Below are 19,731 nucleotides of genomic sequence, written 5' to 3'. Positions count from 1 at the left end.
GTGAATTACACCGCAGAATAAAAATAAATCTAAGTCATAATAGTAGTACAGTGCTCATATCGCATTTGGCGCTAGTATATAACTCGTTGATATACTTAGATAATTCAGACAGCCGGTATGATTTGGGCGATAAATGTATTAAGTGGGAAGGCAAAATGCAACCAATGCTGAGAAAATCAAAGTTTCTAACTTTGCCAACGTTTTTACTAAGCGCGTTAATCATTGCTGGTTGTACCAGCGATGATCCAATAGCTGACAGTTCTCAAGATCCTGATCCAACTGTCTCTGATTTTGCAGTGGCTTTTGTCGCTCGTCCGATACCTGCGGATGAAGACGGTAATCCGATAATGGACAATGTTAACGAGCCAGAAGCTTTCAATCCTGGTGCGGTTCTCATGTTGAAGGATCGAGCTCTACCCAGCGCACAGGCAAGAGATATATCCACTCGCGCTTTCATTGACCCTGAAAATCCCGATGTCACACCTTTATATGATGTAAAAGATTTGTCGGTTTCGCCTGACGGCTTGAAACTTGTGTTTGCGATGCGAGCACCAGAGGATCCCAATTTAGATGAAGAAGACCAGCCTAAATGGAACATTTGGCAGTATGAGCTAGAGACAGATACTTTAACCCGCGTTATTGCTTCTAATATTGTGGCAGAAGACGGTCACGATGTGATGCCTACTTATCTCCCTGATGGCAGAATTGCGTTTGCATCGACTCGGCAGCGTCAAGCTAAGGCCATTTTGTTGGATGAAGGCAAACCACAGTTTTCAGGTCTGGAAGAAGGTCTTGATACGCACGCTTTTGTTTTGCATGTGATGAGTGATGACGGTAGTAACCTCAAGCAAATTACTTTCAATCAAAGTCACGACTTCAATCCTACCTTGTTGGAGGACGGTCGACTTGCCTTTTTGCGACTTGATCAGATGGGCGGTTCCAATGCTCATTCTCTCTACACGGTTCATCCAGATGGAACGAATTTACAAAGGTTGTATGGTTATCACAGCCAAAATACCGGAAATGGTGGCGTAGAAGCCGTTTTTAGTGATCCTCAAATTATGCCTGATGGTCGCTTATTGGTTTTAAGTAAACCGGTAAGAAGTATTACTTATGGCGGCGATCCGGTGACTATTGATTTTGAAAATTTTATCGAGGCCGATCAGAGAACCGACGGTACTGAGGGGCAAGGACAAGAATCTATCGCTGCGGACGTAGTAAATACCGATAACACCCCATCTCCCGGGGGACTATTCCACAGTATTTCACCTTTGTGGGATGATTCGGGAGGCCGAATTATCATGAGTTGGTCGCCGTGTTTGTTGCGTGAGTTTGATGCGACAACTGAGGAGAGCACAATTCTTCCGTGTACCGATGAAAACATTCAATCTTTCGAAGATGGTGATTTGCTACCTGCGACGCCCTCCTATGGAATTTGGATTTGGAATCGTAGTGAAAATACGCAAACGCCAGTTGTTGTTGCTCAGGATGGTATGTGGATGACAGAACCGGTCATATTTCAGGAGCGATTCAATAGTTTGAGCAATATTCCAGATGGTGTTCCTGGTATCGATTTGGATCAGGATCTAGTGTCCGACAATGTTGGTGTGTTACACATTCGTAGTGTCTATGATATCGACGGGGTCGATTCAACACCGAATGGCATAGCACAGCTAGCAGATCCTGCGATAACGCCGCCGGGAGAAAATCCTGATGACTTTCAACGCGCGCGATTTTTGCGAATTGTGAAGGGCGTTGCCATACCTGATGATGAAGTTTACGATTTCGATCGCAGCGCATTTGGCCGTGCTGGAAACCAGCTGATGCGAGAGATTTTAGGTTATGTACCCATCGAGCCTGATGGTTCTGTAAAAGTAAAAATTCCGGCGAACGTTCCGTTTACTATTAGTTTACTTGACGAATACGGACAGCGAGTTTCTGGCCGCCATGAAAATTGGTTACAACTTCGTTTAGGTGAAGAGAGAGAATGTACTGGCTGTCATACGTCAAATAGTGAGCTTTCACATGGTCGTGCCGATGCCGACCCTGTCTCGGCTTATTCTGGTAGTTTAGGTAATTCAAACTTCCCTAATTCCAATCCAGCTATTTTTGCTGACGATGGCGAGACAATGGCGGAGGCTTACACGCGTATCAACGGCGTGCCTGAGCCTTCATTGGATGTTCAGTTTACCGATGTATGGACCGATCCTAATGTGGTGGCACCCGCTGAGGACATCAACTATTTGTATTCCGATTTACTGACTCCTGCTCCTATTTCTGATGCTTGTGCTTCATCCTGGTACGCAGGTTGTCGCATTACGATTCATTATGAAGAGCACATTCAACCCATTTTCGATTTGCCGCGCCAGGTTGTCGACGATATGGGCGATGTGGTTGAAGACAATACTTGTACTAATTGTCACAGTTTAGTGAATCCTGAAGATAATATGCCTCAGGTACCGGCGGGTCAGCTTGAGTTAACGAGCTTACCTTCCACAGATGAACCGCTACATATGCGTGGATTTAGAGAGTTGTTATTTCAAGATGATCAAGTTGAGCTAGTTGGAGGCGCGATTATCGATCGTCAGGTTCCGGTTCAAATTGATGGAAGCTTCTTGTATCAGACGATAGATCCCGATGGTTTGATCGTCTTTTTCCTCGATGCCGATGGTATGTTTATATTTGAGCAAGATCCTGATACACAATTACCAACTGTGTTATCGGACACCGATGGTTCACCGATCTTCCAAACAGATGCTCAAGGGCAGCCAGTGTTTGAAACGGATGAAAATGGTGAAATTGTACTCGATAATAATGGCGATCCCATTCCTCTCACTATTTTACTGCCTGTGCCCGAACCGGCCCCTGTGACCGATACTATAGCGGTTGATGGCAGCCCAATACTTCGCTCTGCAGGATCAACAGCGAGTGAACGGTTTTTTGAACTCTTTCGAACAGGATCCCATCAAGGACGTTTGTCGGATGCTGAGCTAAGATTAATAGCAGAGTGGCTTGATATTGGTGGACAATATTTCAATAATCCATTTTTAGCACCAGAAAATTAAAAATAGGAATCCAGTTTGATACATCATATTTGCCGGCTTTTTGAGGGCCGGCGTTTCATTGCAGAGAAAAAAGTGATTGCTGGTATTGGTCGACAGCTGTTGAGTGCTACTCTTTTAATAGCTTTTAGCACATCATTGTATTCTGCTGAGGGCCTGACTCGCGAAGAGTCACTGCTTAAAGAACAAGAGCTAAAAACTCGACTTGCTGAGTATCAACGGGTCGTGGTTGCCGAACCTTTTATCAATATTCATACAGGTGCCGGTCGGGGTTATCCCATTTTTCATATTGTTGAACAAAAAGAATCTTTGTGGATAGTCAGACGCAAATACAATTGGTTTCATGTAATTTCTAAAGAAGGCAAAGAAGGCTGGATAACGCTTGATGCGATTTTAAAGACCAAAAATCCAGACGGTACTGATGTTGAGTTCACAACTTATAATGAACGAGACTTTGCTGAGAGAGATTTAGAAATTGGATTTCGAGTCGGCGATTTCGGTGGTGCTAATGTTTTGGGAGTCAGTGGCGCATGGCAGTTTACGCAAAATCTTGCTGGTGAAATAGTCATCGGGCAAGGCATTGGTGACTTTTCAGAAGTGCGACAAACGACCGTTAATGTGACCAATAGCCCATTTCCTGAATGGAAATACAGTCCGTATTTTGGAATTGGCGGCGGTGTTGTTAAAGTTATACCGAGTGCGGCGATTGTTCAGGAAGTTGATAGAAGTGATGAAACCGTATTTGTTACGGGTGGATTAAAAAGCTACATTAGCGATAAGTTCTTATTTCGATTCGAATATCGAAATTACGCAATATTAACAACTCAAGAAACTAACGAAAGAATAGAAGAATGGACAATTGGATTCAGCGTATTTTTTTAAACATAGCTCTTATCGCTAGCATCGCAGTTTTTGGGTTTGTTCAGGCAGCTGAAGAAAAAGCGCCAGCAAACGAACCCAACAAGATTTACGATCCTGAGCTTGAGCGGCAACAGATCAATGAAGCATTGATCGATGATGAAGATTTTGAAGTGGGCGTGTTTTTTGGTTCGCTCGCGATTGAAGATTTTGGAGCGTCAGAGCTCTATGGGATTCGATTTAATTATTTTATAAATGAAGATTTCTTTTTGCAGGCTAGTGCTGGTTCTGCAAAAGCTGGCTTATCAAGTGCCGAAGAATTGTTCCCAGGGAATGCGGTAATTTCTAACGATAAAGATTTTCAGTATTACGATATTAATTTAGGCTGGAATATTTTACCGGGCGAAGCTTTCTGGCGCGATGATGTAGCGATTAATACATCTTTTTATTTTGTGATTGGTGCAGGAAATACTTCCTTTTTGGACAATAAAGAATTTACTTTTGTTTATGGCGCAGGATATCGCGCGTTAATAAACGACTGGCTGGCATTTTCAGTGGATACGCGCAATCATCAATTTAATACTGAGTATCCCGTTGGCGAAGTAAAAGCCACCCATAATTTAGAATTTAGTTTTTCACTTTCAGTATTCTTTTAACGAGTAGGTAAATGTTATGAAAATATTTAATCAACTGTTTGTTGCTTTAGCAATGGTCGTGTTGGCTGTAACGGTTAATGCGAAGGAACTTAATAAACCTGCGCCGGATTTTACTTTAAAAAGTATGACTGGCGAAAATGTAAAATTAAGTGAATTACGTGGTAATGTAGTCATGATCAACTTCTGGGCAAGTTGGTGCGGACCTTGTCGCCAGGAAATGCCTCTTTTAGACAAGTTCTATGACAAGTATAAAAATCTTGGATTTGTTTTACTTGGAGTTAACGTGGAAGAAGACTCCTCTAAAGCTGCCGGCTATTTAAAAGAAGTGCCAGTTTCTTTCCCTATCCTTTATGATAATACCAACAAAGTTAGTGAAATGTATGACGTTGATGCTATGCCAAGCACGGTTCTCGTTGATCGTGAAGGCAATATGCGATTTTTACATCGGGGTTACAAACCTGGCGATGAAAATGAATACAAGCGATTAATGAAAAAACTAATGCGAGAATAATTAGTGAATAAATTTAAATCACTTATTATATTTATCCCAATGTTCGGTCTCACGTCATGTGCGATCGAACCTTGGGTTAAGCCTTACGAACGTGATAATTTAGCTGATCCTATTATGAGCTTTAGCCGAGATGGGATAGCGGTCAATTATATGCACCATGTATTTCAGGCGCGTGAGGCTGCTCGTGGTGCGGAAGGTGGTTCCGGCGGTGGTTGTGGGTGTAACTAAGTTAGAAAGAGAAACTATGCCGTTTTTAACCCAGTTAAAATTTTTACTTCTTCTTCTCAGTGTTTGGGTATTCCCGAGCATGTCTGCTGTACTGCCAGAAGATCGAGCTGATGCGATGTATCACCGCTACGAAGGTGGTGGTATGGTCATTGATGGACCCTCTGTCTTAGTCCGCAAGTCATTTCTTGAAAAATTTTCTGCGTCTGCGAATTACTATATTGATAATGTAAGTGCTGCATCAATTGATGTTTTAGCAAATGCGAGTCCCTATCTTGAGCGGCGTAAAGAATTCAGTTTCGGACTGGATTACTTAACGAACAAAACAACCATTAGCACCGCATTTACACGAAGTAAAGAAAATGATTATCTGGCGAACACGGCATATTTAGGTGTGACGCAAGACTTTTTTGGTGATTTGTCGACACTATCAATTGGATATTCTCGAGGTTGGGACACGGTTATGAAAACCGGCGATCCGGACTTTGAGCGGAAGGCCGATCGTCAGAATTATAAACTTGATTGGACACAAGTATTAACCAAAAATTGGATAGCCAGCTTTGGTTTCGAGACAGTTACTGATCAAGGCTTTTTAAATAATCCTTATCGTGTTGTCCGATATTTGGATCCCGCTGAAGGGAGAGGATTTCGGTATCAATCAGAGGTGTATCCCGAAACACGGACTAGCTCTGCATTTTCGATTCGATCAATGTATTATCTGCCCTATCGTGCTTCATTTTCGGTGCAAGCCAGAGTGTTTTCGGACACATGGGACATCAGTGCGACTAACTATGAGATTGGTTATGTTCATCCTTATGGAGAGCATTGGATCTTTGAAGGGAAATATCGAGTTTATGATCAAACACAAGCTGAGTTTTATCGAGATTTGATCGATCCAACAAATCCAGCACAAAATACCGAGTTTGTCGCTCGGGACAAAGAAATGAGCTCTTTTTCTGACTTTTCTATCGGGGTGGGCGTGAGTTATGAAAGAGAATTTAAAGACAGCACAATGTTTAAAAAATTTAGTGTGAATTTATTTGTTGATTATTTTGAATTTGAATTTGATAATTTTAGAAACGTGTTAGTCCATGATACTAATCCGGGTGAGTTTGCTGTTGGTCAAGAGCCTTTGTTTGCTTATGACGCAACAGTGACGCGCTTATTCTTTTCGATCTGGTATTAGTGTTTGTTAAAATAGTTAAATAGAGGAATTCGGCGAGCGCCAAAAGTACCTGATTCATTTTTAAAATGTCCGGCAATTGCTGTTCCACAGTATTGGCAAGAACCTTTCTCAAGGTGCCACTCACCCAGCTCGTACCAATCTCTCTCTATAAGTTTTTTATTGCAAGATGGGCAGTAGGTACTGCTGCCCAAAGTATCATGCACATTCCCAGTATAAACGTAGTTAAGTCCGTTCTTAATCGCAATGTCTCGCGCTCGAGTTAGTGTTTCAGCCGGTGTGGCTGGAATATCTTTCATTTTCCAGTCGGGATGAAATGCAGAAAAGTGAAGAGGCACATCAGGGCCAAGATTTTTCATAATCCATTCTGAAAGCTCATTAATCTCCTTATTTGAATCATTTTTTTCTGGAATGAGTAATGTCGTTATTTCAAGCCAGCATTGGGTTTCGTGATAAATATAATTGAGCGTATCCAGTACATTGTTCAGGTGTGCACCGCATAACTTGAGATAAAACTCATCGGTGAAGGCTTTTAAATCGACGTTAACCGCATCCATGTACTGGAAAAATTCTTTTCTTGCCGGCTCTGTAATATAGCCTGCGGTGACCGCAACACTATTTATATTTTGCTCCTTACAAGCAATGGCCGTATCTCTGGCATACTCTAAAAAAATAACCGGGTCGTTATACGTGTAGGCAACTGAATTACAGTCGAAGTTTTTGGCAGCGCGCGCTATTTGCTCCGGACTGGCTGCGGAAGCTAAAGTATCCATTTCTCGAGATTTACTCATATCCCAGTTTTGGCAAAATTTGCATGCTAAATTGCAACCTGCTGTACCGAAAGAGAGAACAGAGGAACCTGGATAAAAGTGATTTAAAGGCTTCTTTTCTATAGGATCAATACAAAACCCGGACGAGCGTCCATAACTGAAAAGCTTGACCTGATCATCTTCTCGGCCTCTAACGTAACATAAGCCTCGTTGACCCTCGCTGAGTTGACAAAATCTCGGACACAGATCACATTGTATTTTTCCACGGTGTTTACCCGAGTCAATCGCGTGCCAATATTGAGTAGATACCGTTGTCATAGGAATACCTTTTTCTGTTGGCGAAGTCGAAAATATATAAACTTCGTCCTATAGTTATTAATAGTGATCATTTTGGCGATTTCAAGGAGACCGAATGAGAGCTCGTCATCCGGCTGTTGCTGGTATGTTTTATCCCGATCAGGCAGATTTACTTCGACAGGAAGTAAAAAAATTTCTTTCCTCCAACTCAGTCGAGACTGGAAAAAACCAATATGATAATTCGGTAAAAGCGATAATTGCTCCACATGCGGGTTACATTTACTCGGGTGCAGTCGCCGGTAAAGTTTATCGTTACCTTTATCAAAATCATGATTCCTTTAATCGCATTATTCTTTTAGGTCCAGCACATCGAGTACCATTTAAAGGAATTGTTCATGCGCAATGTCAATTTTTCGAAACGCCTTTGGGCAATATTAAAGTTGATATCGAAGCGCTGGAAAAATTGGAACAGCAAGGTTTGATTGAAGGTTCTTCATTTGCTCATCGTGATGAGCATTGCCTGGAGGTCCAATTACCTTTCATTCAAAATGTGTTGGGTGATGAAGTCGCCATTGTTCCACTGTTGGTTGGTGACGCCTCTCCTGAACAAGTGCGTCTCGTTCTTGATGCCTTGTGGCGGCCGGGTGACTTAATTGTTGTAAGCAGCGATTTAAGTCACTATTTACCCTATGACGAGGCGGTTGAAAAAGATCGTTTTACTAGCCAAAAAATTTGTGACATGAATGCTCAGCTCACAGGAAACGAAGCATGCGGTTGCCGACCAATAAGTGGACTTTTGTTATTTTCTCAGCAACAAGGTTGGCACGTCGATTGTGTTGAATTGAAAAATTCGGGAGATACTGCGGGCGACAAGTCGCGTGTTGTTGGTTATGGCGCTTATGTCTGTTATTAATCTCTCTGCTGATGATAAAAACAATTTGCTAAAGGTGGCCCGACAAAGCGTAGAATATTTTCTTAAGTTTGGTGATCAATTTAATGCTGAGCTGGATAATTACTCGAGCAATCTTCAGCAGCCTGCTGCTAGTTTTGTCACATTGTATCAGCAACAAAAATTAAGAGGGTGCATCGGACATCTGCAAGCGATTAATCCATTGGTGATTGACGTGTCAAAGAATGCTTACTCGGCAGCATTTCAAGACCCTCGATTTCCGAGCGTTGCAAATGAAGAGTTGAAGCAAATTCAATTTAGTATTTCAGTTTTATCAGAACCCATTGCCATTTCAGTCAGTGATGAAACTGAATTATTATCCCGATTAAAGCCAGGTGTTGACGGATTGACTCTAAAAGAAGGAGTACATCATGCTACATTTTTACCCAGTGTTTGGGAGTCTTTGGTAGAGCCTCGTGAATTTTTGTCTCAGTTAAAAGTAAAAGCTGGATTTCCTCCAACTTACTGGAGTGAAGGCATGAGTTTTGAAGTGTACCAAACTGATTCTTTTTCTGAGATGTAGTCACTCAGTAAAGTCATTATAAAAATATTTGTCAGGCTTAGCTGTCATTATTTAATAAAAATAGTTTAGACTGGTGGTTCAATGGCTTTTAAAATTGAATAAGAGATGAAAACCGAAATTAGAAGAGGGCTGACTTAATGACTGAACCTAATAAAAGAGTTCACGCTTATATTTCTGGCGTTGTACAAGGGGTTTGGTATCGCGCCAGCACTCAAGAAAAGGCAACACAACTTGGACTGAATGGTTGGGTAAGAAATTTGAGTGATGGAAGGGTAGAGTTAATTGCTGAAGGTGATGCAATGTTACTTCAGCAGTTGATGCAATGGTGTCAGCGAGGCCCTGAAAATGCAAGTGTCGAAGATATTAATGTCAGCTGGTGCGAATCAAAAGATGAGTTTGAATCTTTTGAAACACGCCCAACAGAATAGCTTAACTCAGTCTTGAGTGTTGCAGTACCATTAATAATTTAAGTTAATACAACAGTTTTTAATGTTGTCGAGTGATATCGACATACAAAGTTAGACGTTGACCCGGTTGCAAATATTTTTCTGGATTGATTCTATTCCAACGCACAACATCAGATACTCGAACACGAAATTTACCTGCAATACGAGCTATCGAGTCACCACGCCTTACTTTGTAGCGAATTTTACGAGTTTTATTTTTGATGCTTGCTTTGTCATGCGCTACGGTTGGACTTTCTGTCCAAACAACCAACTTTTGACCAATTTTGAGTGGATCCGTTGGAGCCATACTGTTCCAGGCAGCAAGTTCCCGAATGCCGACTTTGTATTCGCGAGATAATGACCAAAATGAATCGCCGCGTCGGACTCTAATGTCCTTCTTTTGCCCAGAGCGTTTTCGATTTTGCTTGGCCGTCAATCGATTGTTTTTGCTTTTAACGTAGCTTCCAGATTTATAAGAGGCTGTTGGTATTAGCAAGGCTTTGCCTGCTCGTATAACATTACCGCGAATATTGTTGGTACTTTTTAAAAGAGCAACGGTCGTGTTGAATTTTTTCGACAAGCTAAGCAGGCTATCGCCCGATTGTATTGTGTAACGTTTAAAAGCAATGCGTTGTTCAGCGGGAGTATTTTCAAGAGCTGTTTTAAAAATCTCTTTTTGACTCACCGGAACTAAAATATCGGTTGCCTGTTTAGGCTCCGTTGCCCAATGATTGAAGCCTGGATTTAATGTGTAGAACTCATCCATATCGATATCTGCGAGTTCTGCAGCAACAATTAAGTCGATTTGAGAGTCGACCGTTACTTTTGCAAAGTAGGGCGAGTTATCGATAGGAGTCCAGGTTAGTCCAAAAGTATCATTGCGTGCTAAAAGATCGGCCAACGCTAACAATTTTGGCACATAGGCTTCGGTTTCTCTGGGTAAATCTAATGACCAAAAATCGGTGGGTTTGTTACGACGTTTATTTTTTCGAATGGCTTTAATGACATTGCCTTCACCTGAATTATAGGCGGCAACGGCGTGCAACCAATCGCCATCAAACCGCTTATGTAAATATTCTAAGTAATCTAACGCAGCAATGGTTGAGTAATAAACATCTCGTCGACCGTCGTACCACCAGTTTTGATCAAGACCAAAACGTTTACCGGTTGCTGGGATAAATTGCCACATTCCTGAAGCTCGGCCGTGTGAATAAGCAAATGGATCAAAGGCACTTTCAACAATGGGAAGCAATGCGAGCTCCATTGGCATTTTTCGTGATTTGAGTTGTTCTACAATGTGATAAAGATAGGGTGTTGCTCGCTCAGTAACTCGTTCAATATATGAAGGATGTTTGGCGTACCAGTTTCTTTGCCAGATGAGTCTCTTTTTTTCGGGAGTCGGCAAGTTGAAGTCTTTACGAATTAACCACCATAAATTATTGGATTCGGCAACGTCACTTTGCAAATCATCTACCGACATTAATTCAACGTCTTGGTCGCTTATGCTTTTTTCTTCCAGCGTGAAATCGCTCAAAGGCTCGGTTTTAAGTGTCTGGTCTGCTAAAACACCTTCTTCCGATGATGTGTCGGAATGGTTGGTCCCACTGTGAGGAATCAGGGTTTTACAAGAAGTTAATAAAAAGCAAAAGAACGTAAGGTAAACAATGTGTTTAATCATAGACAACAGATATTCGATAGGTTTTGGGTAGTCGATTCTCGGTTTAAGAATAAAAGTCGACCGCCAATTTGGGTTAATATACTATTTTTATAAAAGATAAGTGTCAATCTCAAAACGGTTTATTCGCACCGTCCTTTAAAAATTGTCTTTCCATTGACGTACCGTTGCGAAGACTTCCACAGGAGTAGACAACGAATGACCGGAAAAAGTTTCCGCTGATTGTTTTATAGGTATTTCTTCTGCTCTTAAGAAAGGATTGGTTGCTTTTTCTAAAGCCATGTTACTTGGCACAGTCGGACGATCTTGACTGCGTAATTGATTTACTTCTTCAACACGTCGCATCAGCTGTTTATTAGTTGGCTCAACAGCTTGCGCAAACTTTAAGTTGGCCTGGGTATACTCGTGAGTGCAGTAAACCAGAGTTTCATCAGACAGGTTTCTCAACTTGGATAGAGAGTGCCACATTTGCTCTGGAGTGCCCTCAAACAGTCGTCCACAGCCAGCTGAAAATAACGTGTCGCCACAAAATACATGACCGCTGCCAATATAAGCAATGTGATCGAGCGTGTGCCCCGGGACTTCAATGATGTGGTATTGGCCCCCAAATTCGTTTAACTCGAGGGTGTCGCCTTCTTTCAGAACCGTGTCGATTCCGTTAATTTTGGGATTTTCGGGCCCATAGACATGACATTTGTGGTTCTTTTTGAGATCGATAATGCCTCCTGTATGATCAAAATGATGATGAGTGATCAAGATGGCTGAAAGACTTAACTTATTGGATTTTAAGAAGTTTTCTACCGGCTCAGCATCTCCGGGATCAACGACGATACACTCTGAGGCTCGATTATTTACTAAAGCCCATATATAGTTATCAGTGAAGGCTTTGATGGGTTTAATAGTGAACGACGAGTCTGACATGTAAGACGAACCTTAAATTACGTAGTTGAGAGCCGTTTAATGTACCAAGAGCAGAGCAGTCCAGACAACCTTAAACCAATCCCTCAAGATTGGTCTGAGCTATTTGGTGGTGAACGAGCTTGCTATCATGCGCAACGACAACTGAATACCCTATTACCGGAATTATTTGGTTATTATGGTGTGGCGCTAGGTCCGCTTTCGGCTTTTTTATCGGTCTCACGCAGTCCAGTAAAGCATTGGTTTAATATTGGTCCAGATAATGGGCCCGCCGATGTGCTTTCATCGTACGATGCTTTGCCTCTCGCTTCCGACTCGGTTGATATTGCATTGTGTGCTCATGTTCTTGAATTTATTAATGAACCTCACCAATTGTTACGTGAAATTGAACGTATCGTAATTCCTGACGGACATCTCATATTAACGGGTATTAATCCGCTCAGTTGGTATGGTGGTCGTCATTTAGGCTGTCGCATTATGAAGAAGTCCTGTCGCGAAAAGCGTTTGATAGGTCTTTCTCGTATTCGCGACTGGCTAATGTTGTTAGGGTTTTCTATCGAGTCATACATAGGACTCGGATTGAGACAATCCGGTGAAGATTCCTCACTTTATGAAAACGTCGCTTCTTTCTTTACCAGTCATTACTTTATAATTGCCAAAAAATGCGTTTCAACCATCACACCGGTTCGCCCATCATGGAATAATAACCGAAAACTTGTGCCAGCCAGATTTGCTGAGCCGAGCGTGCGACGTCTCGTTGAGCGTGAGTTGAAAAAAGTACAAAATTAAAGGCAAAGATATTTTCGTGGATACCGTAGAAATTTTTACTGACGGGGCCTGTAAGGGTAATCCTGGTCCTGGCGGATGGGGCGCTTTTTTGCGCATGGGAAAGCATGAGAAAGAGCTTTTTGGCGGTGAATTAGACACCACCAATAACCGAATGGAGTTAATGGCAGCCATTGAGGGGCTAAAGGCGCTTAATCGACGCTGTCGTGTAGATTTAACCACTGACTCGCAATACGTACGTAAAGGGATCACCGAGTGGATGGACGGTTGGAAAAAACGTGGCTGGAAAAACTCAGCAAAAAAGCCAGTTAAAAATGCGGATTTATGGAAAATGCTCGATGAGGTTGTCAAGCAACATGACGTCCATTGGCATTGGGTCAAAGGGCATAGCGGTCATCCGGAAAACGAATTAGCCGATGAACTTGCGAATCGAGGCGTGGAATCCGTTTTAGGCCATTCGTGAATCATTTCTGTGTAATGGTTAGCGACATTTCGAATTAAATAAATTTCATTCAAAAAAGCGAATAAAAAATTATGAGACAGGTTGTACTGGATACAGAAACCACCGGACTTGAACCTTCGCAAGGACATAAAATCATCGAAATTGGTTGTGTCGAATTGGTGGATCGCAAGCTTACCGGGCGACATTATCATCAGTATATTCAACCTGACCGTATTGTTGATGATGGCGCAATTCAAGTTCATGGAATTACCAACGAATATTTAGCGGATAAGCCTCGATTTTCTGAAATTGTCGATGACTTTATTAAATTTGTCGATGGTGCAGAACTTGTTATTCATAATGCGCCATTTGATATTGGTTTCCTTGACTGGGAATTAAAATGTTTAGATGACGGTCGTGGAAAAATGGAAGATTATTGTTCCGTACTGGACACGCTTGCTCTAGCGCGACAAATGTTTCCGGGACAAAAAAATAATCTAGATGCGCTCTGCCGACGTTATCATATCGATAATTCCCATCGAACGCTTCACGGAGCGTTACTCGATTCAGAAATTCTGGCCGATGTTTATCTTTTGATGACTGGGGGGCAAACGTCGTTGACTTTGTCTTCTCATCAAGACTTTTTAGACGAAGGTAAACGTGGCGCGGGAATTCGGCGTATTCGTAAAAGCCAGCCACTTAAAGTGATTCGTGCAAATCCTACCGAAGAACAGGCGCACCAAGAGCGGTTAGAGGCTATTCGCAAAGCTTCTGGTGGAAAGTTAATTTGGGATGAGAGTGAAGCTGTTTCGACTGAGTAATCATGAATTACGTAAATAAAAAAGGCCACTTTAGTGGCCTTTTTTATTTCTCATTTCTCATGTATTTCTTAATGGCCACCGCTTTTTTTACGAGTGTGTAAATTACAGTGTTCATTTTGCCATGTGCCTTGCATCGAGATGCAGAGGTCTTCTAAAGAGTGATGGTTAATTAGTTTTTCCTGGTACATTTTATCGGTCGAGGGTTGTAGTGTTACGTATACCATGACTAAACCAACAATGCTCATTGTAATGGTGTAGGGCAATGCCATGATAACCATTCGCCCGTATGACAATCGAATAAGAGGAGCGAGTGCTGATGTCAATAAGAATAAGAAAGCCGCTTGTCCATTGGGTGTCGCTACACTGGGAATATTGGTTCCTGTATTGATGGCGACGGCAAGCATATCGAAAGTATCTCGCGATATGGAACCTTCAAGTGCTGCCTTAGCAACTTCATTAATGTAGACAGTCGCCACGAAAACATTATCGCTGACCATCGATAAAACACCGTTGGCAACGTAGAACATGGCGACTTGATGTGGACCTTCCATTTGCAATACAACATTGATGATGGGAGCAAATAATTGATTCTCAGAAATCACTGCGACGATGGCAAAAAATACAGTTAACAACGCGGTGAAGGGAAGCGCTTCTTCGAAAGACTTTCCAATACTGTGTTCGTCAATTACACCGGTAAAGGTTGTGGCCAGTACAATAACCGATAAACCAATTAAGCCAACTTCAGCTAAGTGGAACATCAATGCGATAATCAACCAAATGGCAATCAGGCCTTGCATGACTAAAGCAACTTTAGCTTGTAATCCGCGCTTTGAATCTTCGTCTTTTGCAAAGTCTTCCATAATGGCTCGAACGTTTTCAGGAATGTTGTCGCCATAACCGAACCATTTTAATTTTTCTAGAAAATAGCAGGTGAGTAATCCGGTAATTAAAACTGGAATGGTTACGGGTGACATACGGATAAAAAACTCGCCAAATCCCCAGTTTGCACGTTCTGCGATCAATAAGTTTTGGGGTTCCCCAACAAGAGTACATACGCCACCTAACGCCGTACCGACTGCGGCATGCATTAACAAGCTGCGTAAAAATGAACGGAAGCGGTCGAGATCTTCTCGATGAAGTTCATGAACTTCATCATCTCCGCTATGATCGTGATCCTGATGGTATGCTTTTCCTGATGCCACTTTGTGATAAATACCGTAGAACCCGACACCAACAGAAATGACAACTGCAGTTACCGTAAGTGCATCTAAAAACGCCGAAAGCAATGCGGCAACCGAGCTAAAAAGTAGAGATAAGAGTGCTTTAGAGCGCACACCTAAAAGAATTTTGGTAAATGTAAACAATAGAAGTTGCTTCATGAAGTAAATACCGGCCACCATGAAGACTAATAGCAATATGACGGGCAAGTTAGATTCGACTTCGTGCATCACGGTTTCTGGACTCGTCAACCCCATAAACACGGCTTCTAAAGCGAGTAAACCACCTGGCTGAAGGGGGTAACATTTAAGCGCCATTGCAAGAGTAAATATAAATTCGAGTATGAGTGCCCATCCTGCGAGAGTGTTTCCTGCTTCTCCGGCACCAAAAAATATGAGCGGATTGATAACTAAAAATGCGATAATGGTTAATTTATACCAATCAGGAGCATGTCCCAAAAAGTTGCGGAGGAACGCCATTTGAATAGACTTAGGCATTGTTGCTTGATTCCTGTTCTAAAAAAGGGATTGTTGGGCTTAGAGGTTAAGCGGGTACGAATAAGGGCACATATTTTAATGGCTTTCCGTCGATTTTCCTAGTTCAGTTTTTTATTTGCCAGAAAATGTGGATCTGCAGCACAAGTCGTCCGAATCGGCGGGAAATTCTCAATAGGCTTCCAATAACTCATGTTAAGGTATATCCTTAGACTTCAGGTTGGAACTCAGACCAGTTCAATGAAATTTGCCGTCAAGCTTTTGTATTTTGCTTGGCGACATCACTGTAGATTATTGCAATGACCGATCATCAAAATAAAGTAACATACCACATGACGACGCCAATTAAGGCGAAAAGTCCGGCAGCTTTTGCTGAACAATACATCGTCGAGTCTATCTGGCGCGGTAAGTTTGCCGCAGGGACCATTTTACCGGCTGAGCGTGAGCTCTCGGACCTAATTGGTGTTACCCGAACGACGTTACGTGAGGTATTGCAACGGCTGGCTCGTGATGGCTGGTTAACGATACAGCATGGCAAACCGACCAAAGTGAATGATATTTGGGAGACTGCTGGTCTTAATATCTTAGATACCATCGTCCGTCTTGATGATGAAGGGTCATTAACCATTGCCGACCAATTACTCAACGCTCGCACTAATATGAGTGCAATTTATCTTCGACTTGCGGTGAAAAGTAATCCACAACAAGTAATAGAGCTACTCAAAGAGTTGGAAAACGTTGAAGATACCGCAACGGCCTATATTGATTTTGATTGGTCGTTTCATCACAAAGCAACTATCGCTGCGGGCAATCCTGTCTATACATTGATGCTCAATGGTTTTAAGACTATTTATTACCGAATCGGAGAATATTATTTTTCGAATGAGAAATCGCGTCAGGCAGCGAAGAGCTTTTACTCTGAGCTAACAGCAATTATTGAGTCGGGTGATATCGATAACTTGATTGATAAGTTATGGAAATACGGCCATGAATCTGGCGCTATCTGGCAAGAAATGCGTGAAAAATTAAATGCTCTCAGTGACTTAGAGGAAGACAACTAAAGCGCATTGATAGCAAGCGCTAGGCAGTCTTCCTTTTGTCTTTTTCATTAGGAGGCATCTGGTCGATGATGAAGGGTTGATCATCGTCATCGATTCCTTCCAGTTTCACCGCAAATCCCCACAATTGATGTAAGTGCTTCAATACTTCGCTTTGAGTATCAGCCAATGGAATTCTATTATGCGGCGTATGACGTAATGTCATACTACGATCTCCCCGGACATCCACATTAAAGACCTGAATATTAGGCTCGTTCATACTCAAATTGTATTGGTTTGAGAGGAGATGACGGATGTGTTTGTAACCCGACTCATTATGAATGGATTCAACGGAAAGTGTGTTTTCTTGATCATCGTCCAGAATGCTAAATAGTTTAAACTCGCGAATTAAGTTAGGTGATAAAAACTGTGCAATAAAACTTTCGTCTTTAAAGTTTTTCATTGCAAAGTTCAACGTTTCCAGCCAATCGGAACCGGCAAAATCAGGAAACCAGTATTTGTCTTCGTCGGTTGGATTTTCACAAATTCTTTTAATGTCTTGCATCATGGCATAGCCAAGAGCATAGGGATTAATACCCGAGAAGTAAGGGCTATCAAAATCCGGTTGGTAAACGACATTAGTGTGACTTTGCAAAAACTCCATCATAAAGCCATCAGATAGTAAGCCCTGGTCGTACATATCGTTGAGAAGGGTGTAGTGCCAAAAACAGGCCCAACCTTCATTCATGACCTGAGTCTGGCGCTGAGGATAAAAATATTGGCCTATCTTTCGAACGATACGAATAATTTCTCGCTGCCAGGGCTCCAACAAAGGGGCATGCTTTTCGATGAAGTATAATATGTTTTCCTGTGGTTCTTGTGGAAAACGTTTACGCGCCGCTTCAAGATCTTTGCGTTGTTTTTTGGGAATTGTACTCCACAATTCGTTCACTTGAGACTGCAGAAACGCTTCGCGTTCTTTCTGGCGCCGCTTTTCTTCGCGCATCGAAATTGGGTAGGGGCGTTTATAGCGGTCCACGCCGTAATTCATTAGCGCATGACATGAATCCAATAAATTCTCGACTTCGTCGATACCATAGCGCTGTTCGCAATCAGTTACGTATTTTTTGGCGAATAGTAAATAGTCGATAATGGCTTCAGCATCTGTCCAGGTACGAAATAGATAGTTGCCTTTAAAAAATGAGTTGTGACCAAAACTGGCGTGCGCCATAACAAGTGCTTGCATCATCATGGTGTTTTCTTCCATGAGATAGGCGATACAAGGGTTTGAATTAATCACTATTTCATACGCTAAGCCCATTCGGCCACGACGGTATTGTTGTTCGTTACTAATGAAATGTTTGCCAAATGACCAATGGTTGTAGCCAATTGGCATACCGACACTGGCATAGGCATCGAGCATTTGCTCAGCAGTGATTATTTCTATCTGATTGGGATAAGTATCGAGTTCGTATTTTGCAGCTGTCTTTTCAATGGCATCGTAGTATTCTTCGATGAGCTCGAAAGTCCAATCGGATCCAGTTGAAATAGGCTCTTTTTTCTTCTTTTTACTCATGCAGCTTGTTTCCTGAAGAACTCTCTAAATACGGGATAGATATCGCTCTGTTCTTTAATTTGTTGAATAGCAAAGTTGTCGAACTCAGACAGTAGTCGTTCGTACTGATGCCACAAACTTTGATGTTCTCGTTGTGTTATCTCAACGTAAGCGTAGTAGCGAATGGCGGGTAGAATATTTTGTCGCAATAATTTTCCACACAAAGGCGAATCGTCGTTCCAGTTATCGCCATCTGATGCTTGGGCTGCGTAAATATTCCATTGATCCAGTGGATAGCGTTCTTTGATGATTTTATCCATTAACTTTAAGGCGCTTGATACAATAGTTCCGCCAGTTTCTTGCGAGTAAAAGAATTCTTGCTCATCAACTTCTTTTGCTTGGGTGTGATGACGTATAAACACAACCTCCACGTCTTTATAACTGCGAGTTAAAAATAAATACAGTAAAATATAAAAACGTTTGGCCATATCTTTAGTTGCTTGATCCATCGAGCCAGAAACGTCCATTAAACAAAACATAACGGCTTGAGACGTTGGATCGGGACGTTGAGCGTAGTTATTAAACCGTAAATCAAAGGTATCAATGAAAGGAATTTTTTTCAGTCGCTCTTCCAGCGCTTCTATTTCCTTTTTGAGATCCATGATTTCTTGTTGAGGTCTGGGTTCTAGTTGTTCGAGTTGTGCTAACTTTTCTTCCAGTTCCTTTTTTTGTCTTCTGGGTTCAGAGCCCAGTGCAATGCGCCGCGCCATAGCTGAGCGCAACGAGCGCACAATACTTAAATTTGCAGGTACGCCATCCGTCGTAAATCCCGCTCTGACAGAACGAGTTTTGGTCATTTTTTTGAGTTGGTTTTTCTTTAAGTTGGGGAGCTCAAGGTCATCAAATAATAAGTCGAGGTATTCGTCTTTAGAGATCTCGAACATGAAGTCGTCTTCACCTTCACCTTGATCACTGGCTCGACGACCTCCTTGACCGGCACCTCCGGGAGGAGGGCGCTTAATTTTATCACCCGGCACAAACTCTTTATTCCCGGGGTAAATTCGCTCTTTAACACCGCCATCACCGTGCCGAAAAGTCGGTTCTTTGATATCTTTTGAGGGGATAGATACCTTTTCACCTTTTTCGAGATCGGTCACGCTGCGTTTGCCGATTTGATCGGCAATCGCACGTTTTATTTGCTTTTTGTATCGACGTAAAAACCTTTGGCGATTAACGGTACTTTTATTTTTTGCATTAGGTCTTCTATCAATCAATTGTGTCATGGTGCCTCCCCTAAAACTTGAG

At 42.1% G+C, this 19,731-nt stretch carries 19 protein-coding genes; 13 read left to right on the top strand and 6 right to left on the bottom strand.

Annotated elements, in window-relative coordinates:
- Positions 1-155 precede the first annotated feature (155 nt).
- The 6 genes from FAX86_RS00220 to FAX86_RS00195 all read left to right on the top strand — a co-directional run bounded on the left by FAX86_RS00220 (position 156) and on the right by FAX86_RS00195 (position 6,498).
- Positions 156-3,065, top strand: a complete 2,910-nt coding sequence (locus FAX86_RS00220) for an HzsA-related protein (RefSeq protein ID WP_144391332.1) — start codon at positions 156-158, stop codon at positions 3,063-3,065.
- A 15-nt stretch (positions 3,066-3,080) separates the two neighbouring features.
- Positions 3,081-3,944: an SH3 domain-containing protein gene (locus FAX86_RS00215; protein WP_144391331.1), complete on the top strand. Its 864-nt coding sequence runs from the start codon at positions 3,081-3,083 to the stop codon at positions 3,942-3,944.
- On the top strand, positions 3,914-4,576 hold the full coding sequence (locus tag FAX86_RS00210) for an outer membrane beta-barrel domain-containing protein (protein WP_144391330.1): 663 nt from the start codon (positions 3,914-3,916) through the stop codon (positions 4,574-4,576). The genes FAX86_RS00215 and FAX86_RS00210 overlap by 31 nt, the downstream gene beginning before the upstream one ends.
- Before the next feature lie 16 nt (positions 4,577-4,592).
- On the top strand, positions 4,593-5,087 hold the full coding sequence (locus FAX86_RS00205) for a TlpA family protein disulfide reductase (RefSeq protein ID WP_144391329.1): 495 nt from the start codon (positions 4,593-4,595) through the stop codon (positions 5,085-5,087).
- Positions 5,088-5,126: 39 nt separating this feature from the next.
- Complete coding sequence (locus tag FAX86_RS22705; protein ID WP_144393150.1) at positions 5,127-5,315, top strand: DUF4266 domain-containing protein; 189 nt, start codon at positions 5,127-5,129, stop codon at positions 5,313-5,315.
- Between the two features lie 79 nt (positions 5,316-5,394).
- On the top strand, positions 5,395-6,498 hold the full coding sequence (locus tag FAX86_RS00195) for a DUF3570 domain-containing protein (RefSeq protein WP_246128461.1): 1,104 nt from the start codon (positions 5,395-5,397) through the stop codon (positions 6,496-6,498).
- On the opposite strand, the gene amrS is transcribed toward FAX86_RS00195, so the two are convergent.
- Positions 6,495-7,583: an AmmeMemoRadiSam system radical SAM enzyme gene (gene amrS / locus FAX86_RS00190; protein ID WP_144391327.1), complete on the bottom strand. Its 1,089-nt coding sequence runs from the start codon at positions 7,581-7,583 to the stop codon at positions 6,495-6,497. The two genes, FAX86_RS00195 and amrS, sit on opposite strands and share 4 nt — an antisense overlap.
- A 94-nt stretch (positions 7,584-7,677) precedes the next feature.
- Between amrS and amrB the strand changes: the two genes are divergently transcribed.
- The 3 genes from amrB to FAX86_RS00175 all read left to right on the top strand — a co-directional run bounded on the left by amrB (position 7,678) and on the right by FAX86_RS00175 (position 9,462).
- Positions 7,678-8,475 carry an AmmeMemoRadiSam system protein B gene (gene amrB / locus FAX86_RS00185; protein ID WP_144391326.1) on the top strand — a complete coding sequence of 266 codons (798 nt, stop codon included), beginning with the start codon at positions 7,678-7,680 and terminating at the stop codon, positions 8,473-8,475.
- On the top strand, positions 8,462-9,034 hold the full coding sequence (amrA, locus tag FAX86_RS00180) for an AmmeMemoRadiSam system protein A (RefSeq protein WP_164503403.1): 573 nt from the start codon (positions 8,462-8,464) through the stop codon (positions 9,032-9,034). The genes amrB and amrA overlap by 14 nt, the downstream gene beginning before the upstream one ends.
- Positions 9,035-9,171: 137 nt before the next feature.
- Positions 9,172-9,462 (top strand): acylphosphatase, encoded by a 291-nt coding sequence (locus tag FAX86_RS00175; RefSeq protein ID WP_144391324.1) that lies wholly within the window; start codon positions 9,172-9,174, stop codon positions 9,460-9,462.
- Positions 9,463-9,520: 58 nt separating this feature from the next.
- On the opposite strand, the gene FAX86_RS00170 is transcribed toward FAX86_RS00175, so the two are convergent.
- Together FAX86_RS00170 and gloB are read right to left on the bottom strand one after the other, a co-directional pair.
- Positions 9,521-11,158 carry a LysM peptidoglycan-binding domain-containing protein gene (locus FAX86_RS00170; RefSeq protein ID WP_144391323.1) on the bottom strand — a complete coding sequence of 546 codons (1,638 nt, stop codon included), beginning with the start codon at positions 11,156-11,158 and terminating at the stop codon, positions 9,521-9,523.
- A 135-nt stretch (positions 11,159-11,293) separates the two neighbouring features.
- Positions 11,294-12,076: a hydroxyacylglutathione hydrolase gene (gloB, locus tag FAX86_RS00165; RefSeq protein ID WP_144391322.1), complete on the bottom strand. Its 783-nt coding sequence runs from the start codon at positions 12,074-12,076 to the stop codon at positions 11,294-11,296.
- 39 nt (positions 12,077-12,115) lie between these two features.
- Between gloB and FAX86_RS00160 the strand changes: the two genes are divergently transcribed.
- The 3 genes from FAX86_RS00160 to dnaQ all read left to right on the top strand — a co-directional run bounded on the left by FAX86_RS00160 (position 12,116) and on the right by dnaQ (position 14,122).
- Positions 12,116-12,862 carry a class I SAM-dependent methyltransferase gene (locus tag FAX86_RS00160; protein WP_144391321.1) on the top strand — a complete coding sequence of 249 codons (747 nt, stop codon included), beginning with the start codon at positions 12,116-12,118 and terminating at the stop codon, positions 12,860-12,862.
- Positions 12,863-12,878: 16 nt separating this feature from the next.
- Positions 12,879-13,322, top strand: coding sequence for a ribonuclease HI (gene rnhA / locus FAX86_RS00155; protein WP_205859072.1), 444 nt, complete (start codon positions 12,879-12,881; stop codon positions 13,320-13,322).
- Positions 13,323-13,393: 71 nt separating this feature from the next.
- Entirely contained in the window at positions 13,394-14,122 is a 729-nt protein-coding gene (gene dnaQ / locus FAX86_RS00150) for a DNA polymerase III subunit epsilon (RefSeq protein ID WP_144391319.1), read from the top strand.
- Between the two features lie 68 nt (positions 14,123-14,190).
- Here dnaQ and nhaB read toward each other — a convergent pair whose 3' ends face one another.
- On the bottom strand, positions 14,191-15,837 hold the full coding sequence (gene nhaB, locus FAX86_RS00145) for a sodium/proton antiporter NhaB (RefSeq protein WP_144391318.1): 1,647 nt from the start codon (positions 15,835-15,837) through the stop codon (positions 14,191-14,193).
- Positions 15,838-16,133: 296 nt separating this feature from the next.
- Here nhaB and fadR point away from each other — a divergent pair, with 296 nt between their 5' ends.
- Positions 16,134-16,895, top strand: coding sequence for a fatty acid metabolism transcriptional regulator FadR (gene fadR / locus FAX86_RS00140; protein WP_246128460.1), 762 nt, complete (start codon positions 16,134-16,136; stop codon positions 16,893-16,895).
- Between the two features lie 19 nt (positions 16,896-16,914).
- Here fadR and FAX86_RS00135 read toward each other — a convergent pair whose 3' ends face one another.
- A complete protein-coding gene (locus FAX86_RS00135) occupies positions 16,915-18,447 on the bottom strand; it encodes a SpoVR family protein (RefSeq protein ID WP_144391317.1) in 1,533 nt (510 codons plus the stop codon).
- Positions 18,444-19,709 (bottom strand): YeaH/YhbH family protein, encoded by a 1,266-nt coding sequence (locus tag FAX86_RS00130; protein ID WP_144391316.1) that lies wholly within the window; start codon positions 19,707-19,709, stop codon positions 18,444-18,446. Before FAX86_RS00130 ends, FAX86_RS00135 begins: the two co-directional genes overlap by 4 nt.
- Between the last annotated feature and the right edge of the window lie 22 nt (positions 19,710-19,731).

The organism is Pleionea sediminis (assembly GCF_007570825.1).
In the GTDB taxonomy this organism is placed as follows: Bacteria; Pseudomonadota; Gammaproteobacteria; order Enterobacterales; family Kangiellaceae; genus Pleionea; species Pleionea sediminis.
Note: the sequence above shows the minus strand (reverse complement) of the source record. Positions and strands in the feature narration are given on the sequence as shown.

Coding starts and splice junctions, on each gene's coding strand:
- FAX86_RS00220 (WP_144391332.1), top strand. CDS start 156: ATGCAACCAATGCTGAGAAAATCAAAGTTTCTAACTTTGCCAACGTTT.
- FAX86_RS00210 (WP_144391330.1), top strand. CDS start 3,914: ATGGACAATTGGATTCAGCGTATTTTTTTAAACATAGCTCTTATCGCT.
- FAX86_RS00205 (WP_144391329.1), top strand. CDS start 4,593: ATGAAAATATTTAATCAACTGTTTGTTGCTTTAGCAATGGTCGTGTTG.
- FAX86_RS22705 (WP_144393150.1), top strand. CDS start 5,127: ATGTTCGGTCTCACGTCATGTGCGATCGAACCTTGGGTTAAGCCTTAC.
- FAX86_RS00195 (WP_246128461.1), top strand. CDS start 5,395: ATGTCTGCTGTACTGCCAGAAGATCGAGCTGATGCGATGTATCACCGC.
- amrS (WP_144391327.1), bottom strand. CDS start 7,583: ATGACAACGGTATCTACTCAATATTGGCACGCGATTGACTCGGGTAAA.
- amrB (WP_144391326.1), top strand. CDS start 7,678: ATGAGAGCTCGTCATCCGGCTGTTGCTGGTATGTTTTATCCCGATCAG.
- amrA (WP_164503403.1), top strand. CDS start 8,462: ATGTCTGTTATTAATCTCTCTGCTGATGATAAAAACAATTTGCTAAAG.
- FAX86_RS00175 (WP_144391324.1), top strand. CDS start 9,172: ATGACTGAACCTAATAAAAGAGTTCACGCTTATATTTCTGGCGTTGTA.
- FAX86_RS00170 (WP_144391323.1), bottom strand. CDS start 11,158: ATGATTAAACACATTGTTTACCTTACGTTCTTTTGCTTTTTATTAACT.
- gloB (WP_144391322.1), bottom strand. CDS start 12,076: ATGTCAGACTCGTCGTTCACTATTAAACCCATCAAAGCCTTCACTGAT.
- FAX86_RS00160 (WP_144391321.1), top strand. CDS start 12,116: ATGTACCAAGAGCAGAGCAGTCCAGACAACCTTAAACCAATCCCTCAA.
- dnaQ (WP_144391319.1), top strand. CDS start 13,394: ATGAGACAGGTTGTACTGGATACAGAAACCACCGGACTTGAACCTTCG.
- nhaB (WP_144391318.1), bottom strand. CDS start 15,837: ATGCCTAAGTCTATTCAAATGGCGTTCCTCCGCAACTTTTTGGGACAT.
- fadR (WP_246128460.1), top strand. CDS start 16,134: ATGACCGATCATCAAAATAAAGTAACATACCACATGACGACGCCAATT.
- FAX86_RS00135 (WP_144391317.1), bottom strand. CDS start 18,447: ATGAGTAAAAAGAAGAAAAAAGAGCCTATTTCAACTGGATCCGATTGG.
- FAX86_RS00130 (WP_144391316.1), bottom strand. CDS start 19,709: ATGACACAATTGATTGATAGAAGACCTAATGCAAAAAATAAAAGTACC.